21 protein-coding genes and 1 pseudogene are annotated in these 22,572 nt (G+C 29.4%); 16 read left to right on the top strand and 6 right to left on the bottom strand.

All coding sequences use genetic code 11. The features are described 5' to 3' along the window. The first annotated feature begins 140 nt into the window (after positions 1–140). From DWX74_RS07695 to DWX74_RS07675, 5 genes are all read left to right on the top strand, one after another. Positions 141–2,510, top strand: coding sequence for a cell wall-binding repeat-containing protein (locus DWX74_RS07695; RefSeq protein WP_118549457.1), 2,370 nt, complete (start codon positions 141–143; stop codon positions 2,508–2,510). A gap of 129 nt (positions 2,511–2,639) precedes the next feature. Further along, positions 2,640–3,215: a PepSY domain-containing protein gene (locus tag DWX74_RS11200; protein WP_199647618.1), complete on the top strand. Its 576-nt coding sequence runs from the start codon at positions 2,640–2,642 to the stop codon at positions 3,213–3,215. 488 nt (positions 3,216–3,703) lie between these two features. After that, positions 3,704–4,396 (top strand): iron-sulfur cluster assembly scaffold protein, encoded by a 693-nt coding sequence (locus DWX74_RS07685; RefSeq protein WP_118549456.1) that lies wholly within the window; start codon positions 3,704–3,706, stop codon positions 4,394–4,396. A gap of 23 nt (positions 4,397–4,419) precedes the next feature. Then, entirely contained in the window at positions 4,420–5,418 is a 999-nt protein-coding gene (locus DWX74_RS07680; protein WP_118549455.1) for a GGGtGRT protein, read from the top strand. A 153-nt stretch (positions 5,419–5,571) separates the two neighbouring features. After that, positions 5,572–6,354 (top strand): Cof-type HAD-IIB family hydrolase, encoded by a 783-nt coding sequence (locus tag DWX74_RS07675; RefSeq protein WP_118549454.1) that lies wholly within the window; start codon positions 5,572–5,574, stop codon positions 6,352–6,354. Between the two features lie 73 nt (positions 6,355–6,427). Here DWX74_RS07675 and DWX74_RS07670 read toward each other — a convergent pair whose 3' ends face one another. Next, on the bottom strand, positions 6,428–7,276 hold the full coding sequence (locus DWX74_RS07670) for a CPBP family intramembrane glutamic endopeptidase (protein ID WP_118549453.1): 849 nt from the start codon (positions 7,274–7,276) through the stop codon (positions 6,428–6,430). Positions 7,277–7,545: 269 nt separating this feature from the next. Here DWX74_RS07670 and DWX74_RS07665 point away from each other — a divergent pair, with 269 nt between their 5' ends. Next, entirely contained in the window at positions 7,546–8,382 is an 837-nt protein-coding gene (locus tag DWX74_RS07665; protein ID WP_118549452.1) for a CPBP family intramembrane glutamic endopeptidase, read from the top strand. Between the two features lie 78 nt (positions 8,383–8,460). Here the strand turns inward: DWX74_RS07665 and DWX74_RS07660 are convergent, their stop codons facing one another. The 3 genes and pseudogenes from DWX74_RS07660 to DWX74_RS07645 all read right to left on the bottom strand — a co-directional run bounded on the left by DWX74_RS07660 (position 8,461) and on the right by DWX74_RS07645 (position 11,116). Next, positions 8,461–9,810 carry a cell wall-binding repeat-containing protein gene (locus DWX74_RS07660; RefSeq protein WP_442952066.1) on the bottom strand — a complete coding sequence of 450 codons (1,350 nt, stop codon included), beginning with the start codon at positions 9,808–9,810 and terminating at the stop codon, positions 8,461–8,463. Next, positions 9,790–9,924, bottom strand: a pseudogene (locus DWX74_RS11435) (cell wall-binding repeat-containing protein); the annotation flags it as partial. The pseudogene DWX74_RS11435 and the gene DWX74_RS07660, both read right to left, overlap by 21 nt. Before the next feature lie 634 nt (positions 9,925–10,558). Beyond that, entirely contained in the window at positions 10,559–11,116 is a 558-nt protein-coding gene (locus tag DWX74_RS07645) for a hypothetical protein (protein WP_199647616.1), read from the bottom strand. 409 nt (positions 11,117–11,525) lie between these two features. Here DWX74_RS07645 and DWX74_RS07640 point away from each other — a divergent pair, with 409 nt between their 5' ends. From DWX74_RS07640 to DWX74_RS07625, 4 genes are all read left to right on the top strand, one after another. Then, entirely contained in the window at positions 11,526–13,868 is a 2,343-nt protein-coding gene (locus DWX74_RS07640) for a cell wall-binding repeat-containing protein (protein ID WP_158573248.1), read from the top strand. Between the two features lie 121 nt (positions 13,869–13,989). Further along, a complete protein-coding gene (locus DWX74_RS07635) occupies positions 13,990–14,256 on the top strand; it encodes a hypothetical protein (RefSeq protein WP_118549447.1) in 267 nt (88 codons plus the stop codon). Between the two features lie 221 nt (positions 14,257–14,477). Continuing rightward, positions 14,478–15,221 carry an ABC transporter ATP-binding protein gene (locus tag DWX74_RS07630; RefSeq protein WP_118549446.1) on the top strand — a complete coding sequence of 248 codons (744 nt, stop codon included), beginning with the start codon at positions 14,478–14,480 and terminating at the stop codon, positions 15,219–15,221. Beyond that, positions 15,214–16,140, top strand: coding sequence for a SufB/SufD family protein (locus DWX74_RS07625; protein ID WP_118549445.1), 927 nt, complete (start codon positions 15,214–15,216; stop codon positions 16,138–16,140). Before DWX74_RS07630 ends, DWX74_RS07625 begins: the two co-directional genes overlap by 8 nt. A 258-nt stretch (positions 16,141–16,398) precedes the next feature. Here the strand turns inward: DWX74_RS07625 and DWX74_RS07620 are convergent, their stop codons facing one another. Beyond that, a complete protein-coding gene (locus tag DWX74_RS07620; RefSeq protein ID WP_118549444.1) occupies positions 16,399–16,803 on the bottom strand; it encodes a hypothetical protein in 405 nt (134 codons plus the stop codon). A gap of 216 nt (positions 16,804–17,019) precedes the next feature. Here DWX74_RS07620 and DWX74_RS07615 point away from each other — a divergent pair, with 216 nt between their 5' ends. From DWX74_RS07615 to DWX74_RS07595, 5 genes are all read left to right on the top strand, one after another. After that, the gene (locus DWX74_RS07615) at positions 17,020–17,220 is read left to right on the top strand and encodes a hypothetical protein (RefSeq protein ID WP_118549443.1); all 201 of its coding nucleotides are present in this window, start codon (positions 17,020–17,022) and stop codon (positions 17,218–17,220) included. 41 nt (positions 17,221–17,261) lie between these two features. Further along, positions 17,262–18,068 (top strand): CPBP family intramembrane glutamic endopeptidase, encoded by an 807-nt coding sequence (locus tag DWX74_RS07610; protein WP_118549442.1) that lies wholly within the window; start codon positions 17,262–17,264, stop codon positions 18,066–18,068. 149 nt (positions 18,069–18,217) lie between these two features. Next, positions 18,218–19,441, top strand: coding sequence for a peptidase T (gene pepT, locus DWX74_RS07605; RefSeq protein WP_118549441.1), 1,224 nt, complete (start codon positions 18,218–18,220; stop codon positions 19,439–19,441). Between the two features lie 255 nt (positions 19,442–19,696). Further along, a complete protein-coding gene (locus DWX74_RS07600) occupies positions 19,697–19,993 on the top strand; it encodes a type II toxin-antitoxin system RelE/ParE family toxin (protein WP_118549440.1) in 297 nt (98 codons plus the stop codon). Between the two features lie 26 nt (positions 19,994–20,019). Continuing rightward, the gene (locus tag DWX74_RS07595; protein WP_118549439.1) at positions 20,020–21,063 is read left to right on the top strand and encodes a helix-turn-helix domain-containing protein; all 1,044 of its coding nucleotides are present in this window, start codon (positions 20,020–20,022) and stop codon (positions 21,061–21,063) included. 116 nt (positions 21,064–21,179) lie between these two features. On the opposite strand, the gene DWX74_RS07590 is transcribed toward DWX74_RS07595, so the two are convergent. Then, positions 21,180–21,572, bottom strand: coding sequence for a hypothetical protein (locus DWX74_RS07590; protein WP_118549438.1), 393 nt, complete (start codon positions 21,570–21,572; stop codon positions 21,180–21,182). A gap of 250 nt (positions 21,573–21,822) precedes the next feature. Here DWX74_RS07590 and DWX74_RS07585 point away from each other — a divergent pair, with 250 nt between their 5' ends. Further along, positions 21,823–22,551, top strand: a complete 729-nt coding sequence (locus DWX74_RS07585; protein WP_118549437.1) for a LytR/AlgR family response regulator transcription factor — start codon at positions 21,823–21,825, stop codon at positions 22,549–22,551. Positions 22,552–22,572: the final 21 nt, after the last annotated feature.

The raw sequence follows: 22,572 nt of genomic DNA, 5'->3' as shown, positions 1-22,572 counted from the left end.
ACCCTTCGAGATATTTTATGATAAACTGTTGCACTTAGCTTGACAATTCGCCCTAAATAAAAAGGAAATCCCGGGAGTAGAAAATTTAATAGCTTTAAAAGTTAGAACGATTTAAAACTATTCGATGAGGTGGTAGAGATATGAGAAAAAATAAAAATAAATTAGTGGCAGTTATTATGGCATTTGGAATGACTATTGTGCCTATAACTCAAGTAAATGCAATGGAAATAGGCAATATAGATGAAATAGTAGAAAGCAAAACGGATACTTCAGATTTTGGTGATGATTACGAGGAAAGCTCATCATTTGAAATAAGGAATGAATTAGATCTTAGAAAATTTGCTGAGATGGTAAATTCTGGAAAAGATTTTGCTGGCAAAAAAGTAGTTATACCTAAAGAAATAGGAAAAATAGAACTTTCTGGCGAGTGGACTCCAATAGGAAAGGCTAGAATAGATATACACAATGGTAAAAATTACTCTGAAAGCGAAAGAAGTTTTAAAGGGGAATTTGACGGAAATGGATGCGAAATCTCTGGATTAAGACTAAAAAATATATATGCTGATTCAAATACTTTAGGCTTATTTGGAGCGATAAGAAATGCTAAAGTTGGAAATTTAGTATTCACAGATGTAAATATAGATATAAAAGATTTAGCTCAGAGTGATCAAAATTTACAGACTAGTACAGGAACAGCAGTAGGTGTATCACTTGGAGAAAGTGATGTACATGATGTAACTGTAAAAAGTGGAAATATTTCAATTGGAAGTGGAGCAGCAATTGTAGGTATGGCGGTTAATTCAGGAAATATTTACAACAACATAAATGAAGTAGATGTCAATACAAATCAAAATGAAGCGATATTAGGTGGAATAGTTGGAAAAGCATACTATATAGATTCTAATATAGATATAAATAATAATATAAACAATGCAAATATTGGCTCTTATGGGGCTATTAAAGAAAATGAAAAAGCAAGTGTAACAGGTGGGATAGTAGGATTTTCATCAGCCAATGTTTTTGAAAATGAAAATGTATCTCCAGAAAATGTAAAAGAGTCAAACTCAGTTATATCTGGTGGAATAGTAGGAATACAGACAACATACGGAGATGTATTTTTGAATAAAAATAGTACTACTGTAACAGCAGATAGATTTGCAGGTGGAATAATTGGATTGATAAGCTACAACAACCATGGCGATGAACGGAAAATAGGTAAGATATCAGTAAAAGAGAATAAAAATAGTGCGGATGTAATATCTAACCATAATAGAGGAGTAGTAGGTGGGATAGTTGGTCAAATCTACAATACTGCTGATGTTTCTGCCAATACCAACACAGCGAGTAAAATAAGTGGTGGTGAAAAAGGGTATTCAGCTGGAATAGTTGGAAATATGATATTTGGCGATAACTACTTATTCTCAAATGATGATGAATTGAATATATATGTTTACGAAAATATAAGTACTACAGAGATTTCAAATTTAATTGGAAATAAAAATCGTATAAATCTATATGCTAATGGAGAAAATATAGAAAGACATTTTATCTCTGAAAATAATTCAAATGAAATAAAATTAGTACAGAACGAGGATCAAGATAAAAAATCAAACGATATGGAAATAGATGAGGATAAGTTTGAAGAAGTAACTAAAGAAGAAAATAAGATTGATAAAGATAAAGAAGTAAAAGATGAGAAGATAAATTCAGAAAGTCAAAAGATAGTTGGAAAAGATAGATACGATACTGCAGCTAAGGTAGCTACTAATATTGGAAAATACAATAAAGCGATATTAGTAAATGCAGAAAATAGTATGTCAGACGGACTATCAGCAGCAGGTTTATCTGGAAAAGAAAAAGCTCCAATACTTCTAGTTAAAAAAGATAGTATTCCTCAGAGTACTTTAGAAAAATTAAAAAACGTAGATAAAGTATATATAATAGGTGGAAATAATGCTATAAGCGAAAATGTTGAAGCTGAACTAAAAAACATAAAAAATATAAAATCTATTGAAAGATTAGCAGGAAAAGATAGAGTAGAAACATCTAAAGCAGTAGCAAGAGAGATAAAAGAGTACTCAAAAGTATTTGTTGTAAATGGATATAAAGGTGAGGCAGATGCTATGTCAGCATCACCTCTAGCTGCAAAATATAAAGCACCAATAATTTTGACAAATGGGAAAAATATTGAAGTAGATAAAAAAGATGTAGAGTATTATGTAATAGGTGGAGAAGCTGTTGTAGATAATAGTATAGTAAAAGAATTATCAGCAACAAGAATATCTGGAAAAGATAGATATGAAACAAATAGAAAAGTTATAGCTAGATTTTATAAAAATAAAAGTAAACTTTATATAGCAAATGGAAGAACTCTTGTAGATGCACTTACTAGTTCAAATTTAGCAAAAGAAGATGGAATAGTACTTGTATCTGAAAACACGGATAATAGTATATTAAATGGGAAAAATATAATCCAAATAGGTGGTATGAACTTCAAAATAAAAAAATAAAATAAAAATTTTAAAAAATATCTCAAAAACTTCCCCAAAATAAAACCTCCCTCTGTATTGTATAGTGAAAAGAAAAAAGAAAGCAAACTTACATAGAATATTCTATAAATGCAAAGGGAGGAAAAGAAAATGACAAAGAGAAGTTTAGTATTAGGATTAGCAGGAGTTTTATTAATAAGTGGACTATCATTTGCAGCAACTCAAGAAGGTGGAAAAACAATATCTCAGGCAGATGCTGAAAAAATAATGCTTAATAAAATACCTAATGGAAAAATAGAAAAAATATACTTAGATGAAAGAGATAGAGAGTATAAAGCTATAGTTAAAAAGGGAAATGAAGTATATGAAATAGAAGTAGATTCATCAAATGGAAATATAACTGATTTTGACAAAGAATACGTGGAAAATCAGAATAATAACAATTCTAGCAATCAGGGTAATCAAAACAACAATCAGAACAGTAATCAGAATAATAGCCAAAACAAACCAAATAATGACGTAATATACGATGATGATAAATATGATGACGATAGATACGATGATAAAGACGATTATGATGACAAGTACGATGACGATAGATATGACGATAAAGATGATTGTGATGATTACGATGATAGATACGACGATGACCATGATGATAAATATGACGATGATAGACATGATCACGACGACCAAGATGACTTCGACGATTGCGATGAAGACTAATCAAAATAAATATCGATTATAAATGTAGAAGATAGATGCTGCTTTTCATATAAACCCTAACATAAAAGAAGGTAGTTCCAAATTGGAGCTATCTTTTTTTTACAAAAATATAAAAAAATTTTTGAATAGAGTTATTGTAAAAAAGTATATAGATATAAAAAATATAGCGCTATAGGAAAACTTTATTTTCAAAGCTTAGATGTCTTTTTGAGTGTTTTTTGATTTCAATAATGAGGGTAAAATCTAAAAAATAAAGCGAAAAAGTGGCTAAATTTTAATATTCTGTTAAAAATTATGCTTTTTAAAAGCTGTATTTTGTGATAATATTAATCATGAAAGACGTTTAAAAAACTAGACATAGCCGGGGATAAAAAAGAAACAAAAAAATTTTTAGTGTAGCCATTGATATTTTTTAAACAAATATGATATAGGTTAAAATAATATATAATTATCTGAATAAAAAAATTTAAAAATAAGGAGGAAGTCTTATGATTTATTCAGCAGAAGTAAACAATATGTGTACAATAAAAAAAGGACCAAACCACGGTCCAGCTCCAATTCCAGAAGAAGGAAAATGGGTAAAAGTTAAAGAAGTAACTGATATAAGTGGATTAACTCACGGTATAGGTTGGTGTGCTCCACAGCAGGGTGCTTGTAAATTAACTTTAAATGTTAAAGACGGTATAATAGAAGAAGCATTAGTTGAAACAATAGGATGTTCAGGAATGACTCATTCAGCAGCTATGGCATCTGAAATATTACCAGGAAAAACTATATTAGAAGCATTAAATACTGACCTTGTATGTGATGCTATAAACACTGCAATGAGAGAAATATTCTTACAGATAGTATACGGAAGAAGCCAGACTGCTTTCTCTGAAGGTGGACTTCCAGTAGGTGCAGGTCTTGAGGATTTAGGAAAAGGTCTAAGAAGCCAGGTTGGTACTATGTACGGAACATTAGCTAAAGGACCAAGATACCTTGAAATGGCTGAAGGTTATGTAACAAGAGTAGGTCTTGACGAAAACGACGAAATAATAGGATACGAATTCGTTAACCTAGGAAGAATGATGGAAATGATAAAAGGCGGAAAAGACGCTAACGAAGCTATGGAAGCTGCAAAAGCTACTTACGGAAGATTTAACGACGCTGTTAAATACGTAGACCCAAGACACGAATAATATCTATAAGGAAGGTGAAAATAATGGCATTATTTGAAAGTTATGAAAGAAGAATAAACCAGATAACTCCAGTTCTAGAAAAATACGAATTAGGAACTTTAGAAGATTGTAGAGAACTTTGCAAAAGCAAAGGATTTGATCCATATGAAATAGTAAAAGAAACTCAGGCTATAGCATTCGAAAATGCAGGTTGGGCATACACTTTAGGTGCTGCAATAGCTCTTAAAAAAGGATGCACAAAAGCAGCAGATGCAGCTGAAGCTATAGGTGAAGGACTTCAGGCATTCTGTATACCAGGTTCTGTTGCTGACAACAGAAAAGTTGGTTTAGGACATGGTAACTTAGGTGGAATGTTATTAAGAGAAGAAACTGAATGTTTTGCATTCCTAGCTGGACACGAAAGTTTCGCAGCAGCAGAAGGTGCTATAAAAATAGCTGAAAAAGCTAACAAAGTTAGAAAAAAACCTCTAAGAGTTATATTAAACGGTCTTGGAAAAGACGCTGCTTACATAATATCTAGAATAAACGGATTTACTTATGTTCAGACTCAGTTTGACTACTACACAAGTGAATTAACAATAGTAAAAGAAACTCCATTCTCAAACGGAGATAGAGCTAAAGTTAAATGCTACGGTTCAGATGACGTTAGAGAAGGTGTTGCTATAATGCATCATGAAGGTGTTGACGTATCTATAACAGGTAACTCAACTAACCCAACAAGATTCCAGCATCCAGTTGCAGGAACATACAAAAAAGAATGTATAGAACAGGGTAAAAAATACTTCTCAGTTGCTTCAGGTGGTGGAACAGGTAGAACTCTTCACCCAGACAACATGGGAGCAGGACCAGCTTCTTACGGTATGACAGATACTATGGGAAGAATGCATTCTGATGCTCAGTTCGCAGGATCTTCATCAGTTCCAGCTCACGTTGAAATGATGGGTCTTATAGGAATGGGTAACAACCCAATGGTTGGTGCAACAGTTGCAGTAGCAGTTGCTGTTGAAGAATCAAACAAATAATAATTGATTGATAATGATTGATTAATATAAAAAGCAGTCTGTATTTCACAGGCTGCTTTTAGTTTATACAAAACAGGAAAAGGTTTGACTTATGTATTTTACATAGGTAGAAATAAGCTAGGGATTAAATACTTTTAAGAGGGGAGAAGTTATATGAAAAAAGCGGCATTTTTTGACGTCGATGGTACGTTAATAGATTGTACAATAGGAATTATGGATATAAGTGATAGAGTAAAAAAAGCTATAAAAGATTTTCAGAAAGCTGGAAATGTAGCATTTGTATCTAGTGGTAGACCATATGCGTTCCTAAATAAAGAGCTATTAGAATTTGGATTTGATGGATTTGTATTAGGAAATGGAGCTCAGGTTTTAATAAACGACGAAACAAAATTCTTTAGTGGAATAGATAAAGAACTTGTTAAGGAAGTAGTTTCAAACTGTGAGAGATTAAATATAGACTATTGTCTACAGGGACCAAAATACAGTTACCTAAAAAAAGAGTTCACTAGATTAGTATCATACTACAGAGAATATGGGATAACAGATGATTTCTTAGAATACAATTTTGATATAGATGATGTAGATGTATTTAAGATAGAGATGCTTCCAGCAGATGAAGAAGGATGCAAATACTGTGAGTCATTAGATCAGGGAGAGTTTAATTGTTTTAAAAACTACCCAGGTGAAGTATATGAAATGTATCCAGTGAAAAATTCTAAAGGTGAAGGTCTTTTAAAGACTATAGAACTTGAAGGTGTAGAATTAAAAGATTCATATGCTTTTGGTGATGGAAGAAATGATATAGAAATGATACAGACTGCAGCTCATGGTATAGCTATGGGAAATGCAGTACCAGAGCTTAAAGAGGTAGCAAATGAGTTTACTGATGCTATAGCAGATGATGGGATTGCTACTTACCTAGAAAAAATACTATAGAGATAGAAATTTAGATACGGAAAAGTGGCTATTACAATTATTTTGCAATAGCCACTTTTTAATAAAAGTTTTATTAAAATCTAGATTTTTGATTTCTATTTTTAAATTTATATATTATAAGTAGTATCATAAAAACTATAAATATAACTATAGTGTATTTAACAACTAAGTAGAAAGGAAAAGATATATTTGTAGTTCCGAATAGATGTTTACATAAAAATAAATCGTACTTAAAAGTTGTCGCTATAAAGTTGTATGTATAGTGCATTAAAAAAGTATAAAGAAAGTTTTTAGTATATAGATATATAATTGCAAGACCAATTCCATGACACATTGCAGATAAAATTCTCTGAACAGAGCCAAAGTGTAATAATCCAAAAGAAATAGCTGAAGCTATAATATATATATTTTTTTTTATTTTGTTTTTACTATCTTTATCAACTATCATATTGTAACATAAATATCTAAAAACAACTTCTTCAATAAAAGGACCTAATATGAAAATCCCTAAAATTAAATCAAGATATTCCATGATATTATAATCAGAATAAATTTTATATGAACTATATACATTGACCCAATCTGTATTAAATTTAAAATCAGTATACCAAATTATAGAAATTGAAATACCTACTAAAGTATAGATGAAAGAGCAAAATAAAATTCTTTTCAAGAAATCTGATTTAAAATCAGAAACCATATTTTTTATTATTTCAAAAAAATTATATTTCAACCTAAGAATAAAATTAACTATTATAATAGTTTCTAGCATATAAAGTAATGGTCTTAAAAATAAAATATTTGGAGTAATAGATTTTTGTATTTGTTGTAAAGCTATTTCAGTAAAAGGAAAAATAAATAATACTATAGAAACAAATAAAAATACTACTCTAAAAATTCGATTTGGATAATCATTTTTCATAAGTATACCTCCAAATAAAAAAATTATTACATAAATAATATCATATAAAATAATTTTAAAATAGCGAAATTTTATAAGATTATTCTATGTATATATAGTAAATATTAAACGAATATTTTTTGATAAATAGTTTATATATATGTGTTATATAAATTATTGAAAAAAATAATAAAAATGTTATAATGAAGTTAACTATTTACTATAAATTAATTATAGCATAAATATCCAGAAAATTAAGAAAATAGTGAGTGATAAGGGGTGAGCAGAATATGAAAGAATTCTTTAATAAGAAAAATATATATTTTATATTGAGATTATTGGTAATAAATATGATATTGGTGTTTATAACATTTTTCTTAATATCTATAGCATCATCAATTTTCCATGATAAAGATGGAATAACTTCTGATTATATAATAACATTAGTGACAGTAATAGCATTAGTATTTGTATCGAAATATATATTGCAAGTTGGCTATAGTTTTGAAAAATTTAAAGAGGATATAAAAAAATCAAAGATTAATTTTATAAGAAATTTTACATATTCTTTATTTGTGATGTTTATAGTAGGAATAGCTTTGACAAGTATTGAAGAAATAACTTTTTTAATTGGGAAAAAAACTATAGATGAAATATTTTCAATAGAGCCAACAATTGATCTTTTGATAGGGACAATAATATTTGCACCTTTTATTGAAGAATTGTTTTTTAGAAGATCAATATATATTTATATTATGGATAATATGAAGGATGATAGGTTTAATAAGTATATATTTTTAATATTTTCTACTCTTACATTTGCAAGTTTGCACCCACCAATGCACAAAATAATTTTTGTTATACCTATAGGATTAGGTTTATCTGTTATTTATTTATACACAAAAAATTTTGTGTATACTTGGTTAATGCACTTTATATATAATTTTACAGTTATATTTGATATAACAAAATTTGAGTTAAATATATATAACAAACTAGCAATAATATCTACAGAGGAAGTTTTAAAAATATATTCGCTTGTAAGGTTTACAATTATAATGTTTTTAATGTTAGTTTGCTTTGTAGCAATTAATAAATTCTGTAATAAAAATACTAATAAGATTTAGAAAAAAAGACTCTTATAAAAGCAAGTAGCTTAGATAAGAGTCTTTTTATTATCTTATTTTAAAAATTATACAAATTTTCTACACTTCCATTCCAGGAAGAAGATTTTCTATATCTCCTAGGATTTCACTAGAAAAAGGCATAGAACTAAAAGTTGCTATAGATTTCCAATTTGTTTTAAATGGGAATAAATGATTATATTTATTTTCATATGCATATGATATAGCAACTTTATTTCCCCATTGTCCTATATCAAAATAAATAACTTTTCCATTATCAACAGCTCTAATTATATGTTCATTATAAACACTATTGTGTAGAACTATAGTTTCGTATTTATAAGATTTACCAAATATTGTAATATCACTTCCGTCTATATACATACAAGGATTATCATCTCTATAAAATTCTTTATAGAGATAATTAGGAAGTGTTATACCTTTACAATGTGTAGCATCTTGATGATAAGAACCATGATAATCATCATAGTAATAGTATTGTAAATTATTTCCATCTAATATATATTTTTCCTTAGCAATACCACCGCCCCATTCTTCGGGGTTATATATATTTACATAGAATTGATTTCCATCTATCTTTGTAACTTTGTATTTTAATTTATAGCCAGAAATATAATAATAGTCTTCTGTAAATTTAAAACTTTCGTTGTAAGTGTAAAAAGGATTTGTAAGTCCTGTATCTGGATCATATTGTTTATACTTAAAGTACCAAGAGCATAACATTTCACCAGGTAGCTTTAAGTCGGCAGGTTTTATTCCCTGAAGCTCTTTTACTTCTTCAAAAGCACTTTCATTTCCGTTTCCACCAACTCTAGTAACTATACCTATTTCTTTGCTTCCAACAACCTTTCTCTGACTAGAGCTTAAACTGTTAGAAACTATAAGAACTGGAGAGCTGTTTTTAGCAGCAAGTACACCTACTGCAAGGGCATCAATTAGTTGTCCAGTATTTCCTGATCCATTTTTTGCTACGTATATATTGTTCAAACTATTGCTAGGATAGAATTTTTCTATTACCTTAGCATTTGTATCATTTCTATTTGAGCCACTTACTCTTTCTGCTCCAGGAAGTGAAGACATCACATAATCAGAAACAGCCTTATCTCCACCGATAACATATGACTTTTCAATACCTGTAGAGTTTATAAAATCCTTAGATGCACTAATACCAGATTTTGGATTTGAAAGGATTATAGCCATATCTTTTTCGGCTGCAACTGATGCTATACTAACAGCATCTGCAAGACCAGTAGTTCCATTTACAACAGCAATTGTCTTTACAGGGTTTAACTCATTTATCTTTTTTGCTATAGCTAGTGCAGTTTTTTCTCTACTACTACCTGAAATCCTATAAGTTCTTCCAGAAATCTCAGCAGATAAATTATCTGATAATACAGATTCACCACCTATAAGGTAGATATTCTGAGCCCCCAGTCTTTCTATTTCTGATTTTGTAGTACTGTTTAGCTTATTTTTACCAGTAAGTAGAATTGGTGCATTTAATTCTTCTGCAAGTGGTGTTGCAGCTAATGCATCTCCTCAAAATAATCTATTAGAAATCTCAGTTAGATTTTCTAATCATAAAGAAAAATACATAAATAGCAAGGCATACAAACAACATATTGAAGATCAATAGTGGAGTTGTATAAGAGCTATTTATAATAGAGAACGGCATAATATATGGTATTAATAAAATAATTGCCAACAATATCCCTATAATAACTGATACAATATGTATTGATTTATTGCTCAAAACAACGATTGATATAAATAATAGGAAACAAAGTGCATAAGCAATTCCTATAAAAATATGGAAGTTGCTTTCCATATTTTGAAATGCATCCAGAGCAATTCTGTACATATATGAAAATACTAAAATTACAATAGGGAATAAAGCAGTATATATATTTTTAAAAATAATATTTATTTTTTTATACATTAAAAACCTCCTAATAAAAAGATTATATACTTCTGAACATAATTACCAAAGTATAAGTTAGCTTTTATTAACTCTGATAAAAATTACCTTTTTATTTTAATATAGCACAAATTATTTGAAAAGATACGTTTTATCAAAACTTGTAAAGAATTGTCATTAGTAAAAAAGTGCTGCCACAAAAGAAATAATGTTTTGTAGCAGCACCATCTTATATTTAAATTAAATTGTATCAATGCTATATGTAGCTCTAAATTTATTATAATCTCTAAGTAAACCTTCATACTCAAGTGTCAACCCTTTAAGATTGTAGAAATCATTTGGCTGAACAGTGTAAAATGGTTTGTTTAATAATTTAATTCCACTTTTACTAAGCATATCTGCTGCAAATGTAGAGCAGACATATCCAAACTCAGGATTTCTACCAAAACCAAGTGGTATAGCTATTAAAGAGATTAAATCATAGCTATAAAGAGATTTAACAGATTTAATTTTATTTATATTAGCTTTAAGTTTTTCGTATTTATCATCGTCTATTTCCAAAGAATACACTCTACATATAGTGTTTTTCTTTATTTCATAAAGACCTTTATCTATTCCCTCTTCAACAAATCCAGCTACTAGGGGATTTTTAGGATTAATTCTTCCAAAAGCGTACATTGTTTCCAAACTATCATCAAGAGAAATAGAAATATGTGAATATGGTTTTCTAGTGATCGTCCTTATTAAATGGGCAAGCACTGTTCCTGTATATGTAGAAACTATATATATTTTTTTCATAACGATCACCTCCATTATAAATTCATTATTATATCTATCAAGTAATTACTTTCTATAATTATATTATGATTTTCAAATCTAAAAAAAATCATTGCATAAATCGAAAAAAAGTCTAAAGAAAAAATTATTTTTCTTAAAAAGTGTTTTAATTAATAGTCTTTAAAAGACAGATACTCACAAATAATACTTTAAAAGTTGATAAAAGTCAAGGAATTATGGTTAATTCAAGTATTACACTTATGAAATATTTAAGTTTAAGTAATGCCTATTTTGTTAATATATAAAAAAGTTATCCAACAGATTTGTGAAATAATGTATAATGAAAAATAAGATAAATTATTGTTTAATTAAATTTACAACAATTATTGGTAAGATAAACATTTAAGATATATGGGAGGAGATGGATATTATGAATAAAAAAGCCATGTCAGTAATTACAGCAACTGCAATAGCAATAAGTGCTACTCCGATGGCATTTGCTGATGCTGGATTGAAGATAAATGACAAAGACACTTCTATAAATCAAATAGAGCCAAACGAAGAGTTTAAAGAATATATTGAAGATGCAGAGAATGGGACAGTAGATAATACAGAGCGAGTTCCGATGCCGTTTGATGTAGATGGAACTCGTGTTTCTGGGAATGCAGCTAGAAAAAGTAGATATCTTCCAAAAGGTTACGATCCTAGACAATTAGGAAAAGATACTGCAGTTAAAGACCAAGAAAATCTAGGGGTTTGCTGGGCATTTGCAGGAATTGCAGGGATGGAGTCTTATCTTGCCACAAACGGATATGGACAAACTGATTTATCAGAAGAACATATGAGATGGTGGGCAAAAGGCGGAACAAATGGATGGAATGTTGGAGATCAGGAAGGTACTTCAAATCTTCTATCTATGGGATATTTTACATCTGGTGACGGACCAAAGCTTGAATCAGAATTAAAGTATAATACTCATGACACAAAACCTTCAAATATGAATACTGCAAAAGGTATAGATTACGATGTAACTGACGCTATATTTATAAAAAATAATCAGTCAGATATAAAAAATGCTATATCAAAATACGGCGGCGTAGTATCTGGGTATGGAAACTTTTCTGAATACACAAGCAAGGATGAAAATGCCTACTATGTAGATTACAATATAGGTCAGAACCACGCTGTTACTGTAGTTGGTTGGGATGATAGCTATAGTAGAGATAATTTCACAGGAAAAGTTAAACCTGAACACGATGGAGCTTGGCTAGTTAAAAATAGCTGGGGAAATTATAACTCAGAGGGAGGATATTTCTGGGTATCTTATGAAGATAAAACACTTCTTCATGCAGGTGATAATTACTCAATAAAAAATGTAGCTAAAAAAGGAAATAAAGTATACCAGCTTGAAAAAGGTGGATATGTTGAAATGGGAGGAAAAAACATAGTTATAGCAAACGTATTTAACTTCAACGGAAATAATGAAACTATTGAAGGTATAACAATAGGAAATACAACTTTAGGAAGTAAATACGAAATATACTATGCTCAAGTTAAAAATGGAGTTCCTCAGAATAGCAACTTAAAATTACTTGCATCTGGAACATTAAATGAAACAGGATATGTTACTGTTCCTGTAGACTCTGTACAGGTTCCAGCGGGAAAAGGTGCAATAGTATTAAAAATGCAAAATGATAAGATGGCGACTATACTTACAGATGGAAATACAGGAAATGTAAGTTGGTTTAAAGCTAATGCTAATAAGGGAGAGAGCTTTAAGCTAGTAGATGGCAAGTTTGTAGATATTAACTCTGGAAATAGTAGTAAGATGAATTTTGCTATAAAAGCAGTTACAAAAGAAAATCTAAATCCAAATGATATAATAGGATCTAATAGATATGAAACAGCAGTTAAGACAAGTCAAAGAGGTTGGAGCAGTGCAAATACTGCAATAATTTCTAATGGTGGTGCGATAGTAGATGCACTTGCTGCAACACCACTCGCAGCATACAAAGATGCACCAGTATTATTAACAGAAAAAAATAGTCTAAAAGATGTTACTAAGGAAGAATTAAAAAGACTTGGTGTAGGAAAAGTATATATAATCGGTGGAGAATTTGTAATATCTAAAAATGTTCAGTCACAGATAGAAAGTATGGGAATTTCTGTTGAGAGAATATCAGGAAGCGATAGATATGCAACTGGTGTAGCTATAGCAAATGAGATGAAATCAGAAGGAGCAGATATAGACCAGGTAGCTGTTGTAAATGGTGTAAGTGGACTTGCAGACGCAATAAGTTTTGGTGCAGCAGCAGGACAGAAAAATATACCAATAATACTATCTAATAAAAAAGGAGAAACTCCAGGTGCTGAAAAAATTCTTTCTGACTCAGCAATAGAAAAAACTTATATAATAGGTGGGAAGGCAGCTGTTCCAGAGGGTGTAGAAGTTTCTCTAAAAAACCCAGAAAGAGTTAGTGGTGCAAATAGAAGTGAAACAAACGCTGAAATAATTAATAAATTCTACAATCAGTCTAGTTTTGAATATGTTTTCGTTGTTAAAGATGGTTCAGAAGGACAGGATAAATTAATAGATGGATTATCAGTAGGTGCATTCGCTGCTAAGAAAAACTCTCCAATAGTATTAGCCGGAAAAAATCTATCTACTGGACAGAAATCAGCATTATTAGGGAAAAGTGTAGAAAAAATTTCACAGGTCGGTGGAGGCTCTAATACAACAGTAACTTCACAGCTTAGAAATTTATTTAAATAAATTAGTAAAATAATTGGAATTAAATAATAAAGAAAAAAGGGACTATATATTATGTTAAAAAAGCTATATACTATGTAGTGGAGAGTTTAAATATTCAGAGGATTTTAAGGGGGTAAAAATTTTGAGAGAGAATCCAGCAATGAGAATTTTATTCTCGCTACCAGTGTATGTTCTTATATTCTACAAAAGCTATAATTTTGAATTAAATAAAAACTCTATAATATTTACGTGTGTATACTTAGCTCTTATTATGGGAGATTTAGGGTACTTCTATTATAAGGTTAAGAAAAGAGAAAAAGAGGAAGCCGCAAGAGCTCCAAAAACTGATAAAGAAGCTATAAGAATTAGAGAACAAGAAAAGAGTAAGAAAAAAAAGAAGAAAAAATAAAGAAATTATACGGTTATCTATCGAATTATAGATTTGATTGATAGCCGTTTTTTCGTATATAGGAAAAAAGTATGTTTAGTAAGAAAAATTTGATTATTTGAACTCTATTTTGTTGATAAAAATAGATAATATTGATAACATATATAATGTAGAATTATTTTTAAAAAAAGACTAAAAACTTATCCAAATAGATGGTTTATTTTATGAATGGAGGAACGAGAATGCTAGAGTTAAAGAATGTGTTCTTTAATGTTGTAGATGAAAATGATGAAGAACGCAATATAATAGATGATTTAAGCATTAATTTTGAAAAAGGAAAACTGTATGTTATAACTGGTCCAAATGGTGGAGGTAAGTCAAGTCTTGCCAAAGTTATAATGGGTATATCAGGAGCATCAAAAGGACAGATACTTTTAGATGGAGAAGATATAACAGAAAAATCTATAACAGAAAGAGCAAAAATGGGAATAGGATATGCATTCCAGCAGCCACCTAGAATAAAGGGTATGACTGTAGAAGATTTATTAAAATTAGCTCATGGTGGAGATCTTCCAAAAGAAGATTGTTGCCAGTACTTAGCAGCAGTTGGTCTATGTTCAAAAGAATACCTAACTAGAGAAGTTGATAACTCTTTATCTGGTGGGGAAATGAAGAGAATAGAAATAGCTACTTTATTTGCAAGAGATTTAAAAGTATCTATATTTGACGAGCCAGAAGCTGGGATAGATTTATGGAGCTTTGGTAAATTAAATGAAAGCTTCCAGAAAATGCATGAAGAAAAAGACCAGACTATAATAATAATATCTCATCAGGAAAGAATACTAGAACTTGCTGACCAGATAATAGTATTAGAAGATGGAAAAATAAAAACTAGTGGAAGTAAAGATGAGATATTACCTGAAATATTAAACCAGGTAAATGGAACTGTATGTGAAATACAGGGAAAGGCGGTTTACAATGGATAGAGTGGATTTAGACTTATTAAAAGAAGTTGCCGATATGAGAATGGGTAATCCAATTCTTGGGGCATTTAATATAAGAAAAAATGGAGAAGGTATAGAAAGAAGATCTACTAAAGACGTAGATATAATACCTAAAACAGATAAACCAGGTATAGATATAATAGTAAAACCAAATTCTAAACCAGAGGATGTTCATATACCAGTAATAGTTACTCAGTCTGGATTTAGCGATAAAGTATACAACGACTTTATAATAGGCGAAAATGCAGAAGTTACTATAATAGCTGGTTGTGGTATACACAACTGTGGTTGTGATGATAGTCAGCATGATGGTATACATAGATTTGTTCTTAAAAAAGGAGCAAAATTAAAATACACTGAAAAACACTATGGAGAAGGAACTGAAGGCGGAGGAAAGAGAATATTAAATCCTGTAACAATAGTTGAAATGGAAGAAGATTCATACTGCGAAATGGAAACAGTTCAGATAAGAGGAGTTGACTCTACTAAGAGAGACCTTGAAGCAACTTTAGGTAAAAATGCAAAAATAGTTGTTCTTGAAAGATTGTTAACTCATGACGACCAGTTTGCAGAATCTAATATGGAAGTTGTTCTTCAGGGAGAAGATTCTTCAGCTCAGGTTATATCTCGTACTGTTGGTCAGGATAATTCTGTTCAGGTATTTAACCCAAGAGTAATAGGTGAAAACCAGTGTTCAGCACATGTTCAGTGTGACTCAATACTTATGGGAAATGCTAAGATAAGTTCAATACCAGAGATATCTGCAGAGCATCCAGATGCTATGTTAGTTCACGAAGCTGCAATAGGTAAAATAGCTGGAGATCAGATATTAAAATTAATGACTCTAGGTCTAACTGAAGAGGAAGCAGAACAGCAGATATTAAATTGTTTCTTAAAATAAATTGAAGAATAATATTTAGGGATGTCAGATTTTTATGGCATCCTTTTTTAATGTTGATATAGTTAGTATTTAGCAAAAGCAAAAGTATAACTACTATCTGCTCCACGGTTCCGACGCATGTCTAAAAACACCGAAGGTATGCGTCTCCAAGTGTCGCTAGAATAGTAGTTATATCTTTTGCTTTTTACCGAAATAATAATTATACCAACAAATTAAAAAAGGAGATGTCATAAACATTAGACATCTCCTGTATGATTACTATTTATATGGCTCGGACTTTTCTCCGTCGTATACCATTATTTTTATTTCTGTGTTCTCTTTTACGTCAGCGTGGCAGCCAAGTGTGTATTCTTTGTTTATTTCTATGTTGTGTAATATTGTTACTCCGTTAGCTTTTATTTCTACAGTTTTTTCTTCTTCTTCACCAGAAGTTTGATGTAGTGAAACCGCTATGTCAAAGTCGTTTCTGTTTTGGATAGTTAATAATCCTGTTTTTGATACAATTTTTTCGTCGCTGTATGTAACTACATAGTTGTTTTCAGTGGATTCCTCTGCACATGCTACTGAGCAATCCCATTTTGATAGTTCTTCGTTTTGTTTTGAGCATGCAACTAATGAAAATATAAGTAGGATTATTAGTAAGATTGATAGAAATTTTTTCATAATAATCACTCCTTTTAGAGTATAAATATTGTTTTCTATATTATATATTTTTTTTGTTTTAATGTAAGTATTTTAGAGGGATTGTAATGATATTGTAAATTATATAGAAACGATTACAGAACAATTACAAATATTTAAAATATATTGAAATTTATTTTTTTTTGTTTAGAATAGTATGTAAATAATAGTGAATATTATTCAAAAGGAGAGATTTATATGGGCAAAATCAATCAGTTTAAGGTAGTTGTTTTAGTAGTTATTTCTGGGTTAATTTATTTTATCCCACAGAGTATAGTAAAGAACGGTATATTTTTAAATCCAGAACAAATGGGATTAATTTTTAGTGCGATAAGTATGTTGTTAATACTATTCATTTGGGCGTTGTTTATAATATTTTTCAAAGATTTTGATGAATAAGTATATCTATTTTTTAAAAGAGGTATTATAGGGGGGTAATTATGAATACTAAATATTTTTATAAGATAAAAGAAATTTTAGTACTTGGTTTAATTTTGATATCTTCTGTTATGATATCATCGTTATCAACTTTTTATATTTTAAATAGGCATCAAAATATATTTATTAGAAGTATTATTTTTAGTTTATTAATTATATTGTCTGGTAAGTTTATATTGAAAGTAGATTATAATGAAATTAAAATTGATTTAAAAACAATAAAATATAATATTTTTGATAACATATATTTTGCTTTAATAATATCATTTTTATCAGCTGCACTATCTACTATTGTTTATCAAGCAGAATTTATTATAGCAAAAGATAAAGCAATCACTATAAATGATATATTATCAAGTAGTACACAAGTTAGTACTGATAATATGGGATTATTGTATATATTTTCAGTAGTTCTTGTTATTTTTATAGAAGAACTTTTTTTCAGATTTTTGACTTTTAAATATATTGTTAAGGATGAATCCAATAAAAAAGATATATATTTATTTATATTTGGATCCTCTATTCTATTTATGTTATATCATGGATATTCTATAGCAAGAATGGTATCTGTATTTATATTATCAATATCGTATTGTCTTATTTATATAAAGACAAAAAATTTTATATTTCCTTTAATAGTGCATATATTATGGGATTTTTTAACATTCATGTTATCTCCACTAGTGAGTTTATTTAAGAACTATAATTTGAGTATGACGACTGCTACATCTACTATGAATACAATATTCTTTTTAATATCATTAATAATTATGTATATTATTTCAAAAATAAAAAGTAAATCGAAATGATAAACTTAAAAAAATAATAAAAATTTTCGGAAAAAACAGCTTTTTTGTTTGAGTTTCTAAGAATTTATTGTTATACTAAAGGAGAAAGGTTTTCTACAGATAATCTGCGAACCTTAAATTTATATTTTTTTAACGGAAGGTGTAAAATTATGAAAGAAAAAGTTTTAGAAAGATTATTAAGATACGTTAAAATCGATACTACTTCAGATTCATCAAGTACTACTTGTCCATCAACTGAAAAACAGTTCGATTTAGCTAGAGTATTAGAAGCAGAATTAAAAGAAATAGGATTACAGGATGTTTCTTTAGACGAACATTGCTACCTAATGGCTACATTACCAGCAAATACTGAAGGTGTTGACACAATAGGATTCATAGCTCACATGGATACTAATGAAGACGTTTCAGGAACAAACGTAAACCCTAGAATAATAGAAAACTACGATGGAAATGATATAGTTTTAAATGAAGAACTAGGAGTAGTTACTACTGTAGAAGACACTCCAGAATTAAAAAGATTTGTAGGAGAAGAAATAATAGTTACTGATGGTACTACATTACTAGGTGGGGATGACAAAGCTGGTATAGCAGCAATAATGACAGCTATGGAATACTTAGTAAACCATCCAGAAATAAAACACGGTGAAATAAAAGTTGGATTCACTCCAGACGAAGAAATAGGAACTGGTGCAGATAAATTCGACGTTGAAAAATTCGGTGCTAAATACGCTTATACATTAGATGGTGGAGCAGAAGGTGAATTAAACTTCGAAACATTCAGTGCAGCTTTAGCAACTGTATCTATAAAAGGTAAAAACGTTCATCCAGGATCAGCTAAAAACAAAATGGTTAATGCTTTATACATAGCAGGAAAAGTTATGGAATTATTCCCAGAAGATGAGAGACCAGAAACTACTGAAGGATATGAAGGATTCTATCACTTAAATGAATTAAGCGGAAATGTTGATGGAGCTAAAATGATATACTTAATAAGAGACCATGACAAAGCTAAATTCGAAGCAAGAAAAGAATTCTTCGCTAAACAGATAGCTGAAATAACTGAAAAATACGATGGTAGAGTATCAGTAGAAATACATGACCAGTACTACAACATGAGAGATGAAATAGAACCAGTTATGCATATAGTTGACATAGCTACAGAAGCTATGAAAGAATTAGATGTAGAACCAGTAGTTATACCTATAAGAGGTGGTACTGATGGATCTAAATTATCTAAAATGGGATTACCATGCCCTAACTTATTCGGTGGTGGATTAAACTTCCACAGTAAAAACGAATTATTAGTAGTTAGCTCAATGGTAAAAGCTTCTCAGTTAGTTGTTAAAATAGCTGAAAAATTTGCTACTAGATAATTAAATAAATAATAATTAGGTATCTCAAACTATGAGGTACCTCTTTTTTTATGGAAAAACATGGATAATGAAAAATTCTTTAATGATATTATTTTGAATAATGCTAGAGATATTTAGAAATAATATTATTGAAGATGTAATTTATAGTTGTTAAATATTACAAAATTAACCTTGTAGGTTAATTATAACTATGTTATTATTGACTTGAAAATAACTATATAAAATACATCAATAAAGTCAAAATGAGGTGATGTATTGAAAGTAGAATATAAGAATAAAGGGATAGAGAAAATTTGTACAAATTTTGATTATGCGATAAAAAAGCATGGAAATAAAATGGCAATCACAATACACCAAAGAATAAAAGAATTAAAATCAATTGATACAGTTGAAATGATGATTATGTATAGAATAGGAAGATGTCATAAATTAAAAGGAAATAGAAAGAATGAATATGCGCTTGATTTAGTTCATCCATATAGGCTTATTTTTGAGAAGAATGGCGAGGAAATTCAAATAGCAAGTATAAAAGAGATAGTAGATTATCATTAAATTTTGTTATGGGGGAGGTAATTTTGATGTTAATAAAGAGTAAAACTACAATAGCTATACCACCAGGTGCAACAATTAAAGAACAGCTAGAAGATAGAGAGCTTAGTCAAAAGGAATTTGCAGCTAGAATGGGAATGTCTGAAAAACATATAAGTAATTTAATTCGAGGAAATGTTAAGCTAACACCAGAAGTTGCAATGAGATTGGAAATGGTTTTAGGGATCCCAGCTAGATTTTGGAACAATCTTGAAGCAATATATAGAGAAGATATAGAAAAAATAAAAGAAGAAAATCAAATGGATAATGATTTTGAAATACTTAAAAAAATTCCATATAATGAGATGGTAAAGAATGGATGGATAGAAAAAGTTGATGAAAAATCAGAAAAAGTGATAGAACTTAGAAAATATTTTGAAGTTGCTAATCTTGCTATTTTAAGTAATCCACAATTAAATAAAATAGCATGTAGAAGAACAGCTATAACTCAAAAGAGTGACTATTGTCTTTTAGCTATGGCACAAAAGGCAAAAATAAAAGCAAGGGATAGAAGTATAGAGGCAATAAATATAAAGCAATTAGAAAATAGCATAGAAGAAATAAGGAATTTGACATTGAAAAAAACAACTGAAGCTAGCGAAATTCTTACAGATGTTCTTAGTAAATGTGGAATAGCTTTAGTTATACTACCCAACTTAATGGGATCGTTTTTACAAGGAGCAACTTTTTACGATGAAAGAAAAATAATAATAGGTATGACAGCTAGAGGAAAGGATGCAGATATATTTTGGTTCAGCCTTTTTCATGAATTGGGGCATATAATAAAAGGTCACATTAATAATACTAATGGAACAACAGAAGAAGATGAAAAGGAAGCGGATGACTTTGCAAGAGATATATTGATTCCTAAAGATGATTACGATTTATTTATAAAATCTGGAAACTTTAGTAAAAATGCAATTGAAGGGTTTTCACATAAAATAGGAATAGCTAGTGGAATAGTGGTTGGAAGACTGCAGAATGATGGATATATTAAATATAGTTGGCATAATGATTTAAAGGAAAAAATATAGAATTACAAAGATGGGATTATTTTTATTCTGTAAAAATATAAAAAGTAAAAGGACTTTCGGATAAACAAGTTGTTTAAATGAAAGTCCTTTTGTATGTAAATTATCTTATTAATATACTATATAGATTTTCTTTTTTTACTTACAAAATATGCTATATACATTCCTATTGCTACAATCATATTATTAAACACTAAGAAAATATTAGAATAAAATAGGTTAATAACAGACACAGGTAAGAATTTTGGTGTAGCAAAGAAAACTGATAAAAGAATGCCTATTATTACAGATATAAAACTGACATCCTTGTTAAATGTAGTTAGAACTAGTACAAATACTATTAAGAAAAGCATGTACCCTAACCCAACGAAAATATAAGAATTACCTTCCATTTGCTGATATTTTACCAACGCATTCTTAGAAAGGAATGAGAAGAAAAGTATAATTACTGGGAAAATAGCAGCATAAATGTTTAAAAACAACGATTTGAAATTCTTAGAATCTTTAGTCATAATAATCACCTCGAATATTAAAATTTCCTAAGATATATAAAACCATTGGTTTAATTCAGTATAACAAAAGTATAAAAATATGCAACTTTTTCTATAATTTTTAAGTATACATATTTATTATTATTTTGAATAATAGGTTACTTAAAGAAATTATAGCGTAAATTAACTTTAAATTTTTATATGTTTTGCAAGATAGTTTTGTTTATTATATTATTATATTAAACAGACTATGAAGAATTGAGGAATAGAAATGATTTCGATAGCAATTTGTGAAGACGAAAAAATATATAGAGATAAATTAAAGGAGTTTCTCGAAAAATTCTTAGAACAAAAAAAGTATAATATAGAAGAATTTGAGAATGGAGAGAGTTTTTTAGAGAGATTTGAAAAAGATGAAAGCTACAGAGAAAATTTGGATATAGTTCTTTTAGATATTCAAATGGATGGTATGAATGGAATGGATGTAGCTAGAAAAATTAGGGAGTGGAACAAAAAGTTGCAGATAATATTTATCACAGCAGTTCCCGATTTTTTGGCTGATGGATACGAGGTTAAGGCATTTAGATATTTGCTAAAACCAATAGGATATGAAGATTTTTGTAAACATTTTTGTAAATGCTTGGAGGAAATTGAGGATAATAAAGAAAGCAGCATAATCATAAATGATTTGAATACTGCTAAGACAGTGGTTGTTCCTACAGAGAGTATACTTTTTGTAGAAACTTATGGGAGAAACCTTCTTGTACATACAGAAAAAAATGTGTACAGAGTGTATGAAAGTATAGGAAGTATGGAGGAAAAACTAGATAGAGAGATGTTCTTTAGGGTACATAGAGGATATATTGTAAATATTTCTAGGATTGAGAGCATAAAAGGAAAAACTGCGATAGTTGCTGGAAATGAGGTAATGATCAGCAGAGATAAGACAAAAGAGTTGAAAGAAAGAGTAATGGATTATATAGAAAAAGTAATGAAATAATAAAAAAGGATAAATTTATAA

Source organism: Peptoclostridium sp. AF21-18, assembly GCF_003478825.1.
GTDB lineage: Bacteria > Bacillota > Clostridia > Peptostreptococcales > Peptostreptococcaceae > Peptacetobacter.
This window is presented reverse-complemented; position numbering and strand designations above follow the sequence as displayed.

Excerpts from the sequence above, each read along its gene's own strand:
- DWX74_RS07695 (WP_118549457.1), top strand. The coding sequence starts at position 141 with ATGAGAAAAAATAAAAATAAATTAGTGGCAGTTATTATGGCATTTGGA.
- DWX74_RS11200 (WP_199647618.1), top strand. The coding sequence starts at position 2,640 with ATGACAAAGAGAAGTTTAGTATTAGGATTAGCAGGAGTTTTATTAATA.
- DWX74_RS07685 (WP_118549456.1), top strand. The coding sequence starts at position 3,704 with ATGATTTATTCAGCAGAAGTAAACAATATGTGTACAATAAAAAAAGGA.
- DWX74_RS07680 (WP_118549455.1), top strand. The coding sequence starts at position 4,420 with ATGGCATTATTTGAAAGTTATGAAAGAAGAATAAACCAGATAACTCCA.
- DWX74_RS07675 (WP_118549454.1), top strand. The coding sequence starts at position 5,572 with ATGAAAAAAGCGGCATTTTTTGACGTCGATGGTACGTTAATAGATTGT.
- DWX74_RS07670 (WP_118549453.1), bottom strand. The coding sequence starts at position 7,276 with ATGAAAAATGATTATCCAAATCGAATTTTTAGAGTAGTATTTTTATTT.
- DWX74_RS07665 (WP_118549452.1), top strand. The coding sequence starts at position 7,546 with ATGAAAGAATTCTTTAATAAGAAAAATATATATTTTATATTGAGATTA.
- DWX74_RS07645 (WP_199647616.1), bottom strand. The coding sequence starts at position 11,116 with ATGAAAAAAATATATATAGTTTCTACATATACAGGAACAGTGCTTGCC.
- DWX74_RS07640 (WP_158573248.1), top strand. The coding sequence starts at position 11,526 with ATGAATAAAAAAGCCATGTCAGTAATTACAGCAACTGCAATAGCAATA.
- DWX74_RS07630 (WP_118549446.1), top strand. The coding sequence starts at position 14,478 with ATGCTAGAGTTAAAGAATGTGTTCTTTAATGTTGTAGATGAAAATGAT.
- DWX74_RS07625 (WP_118549445.1), top strand. The coding sequence starts at position 15,214 with ATGGATAGAGTGGATTTAGACTTATTAAAAGAAGTTGCCGATATGAGA.
- DWX74_RS07620 (WP_118549444.1), bottom strand. The coding sequence starts at position 16,803 with ATGAAAAAATTTCTATCAATCTTACTAATAATCCTACTTATATTTTCA.
- DWX74_RS07615 (WP_118549443.1), top strand. The coding sequence starts at position 17,020 with ATGGGCAAAATCAATCAGTTTAAGGTAGTTGTTTTAGTAGTTATTTCT.
- DWX74_RS07610 (WP_118549442.1), top strand. The coding sequence starts at position 17,262 with ATGAATACTAAATATTTTTATAAGATAAAAGAAATTTTAGTACTTGGT.
- pepT (WP_118549441.1), top strand. The coding sequence starts at position 18,218 with ATGAAAGAAAAAGTTTTAGAAAGATTATTAAGATACGTTAAAATCGAT.
- DWX74_RS07595 (WP_118549439.1), top strand. The coding sequence starts at position 20,020 with ATGTTAATAAAGAGTAAAACTACAATAGCTATACCACCAGGTGCAACA.
- DWX74_RS07590 (WP_118549438.1), bottom strand. The coding sequence starts at position 21,572 with ATGACTAAAGATTCTAAGAATTTCAAATCGTTGTTTTTAAACATTTAT.
- DWX74_RS07585 (WP_118549437.1), top strand. The coding sequence starts at position 21,823 with ATGATTTCGATAGCAATTTGTGAAGACGAAAAAATATATAGAGATAAA.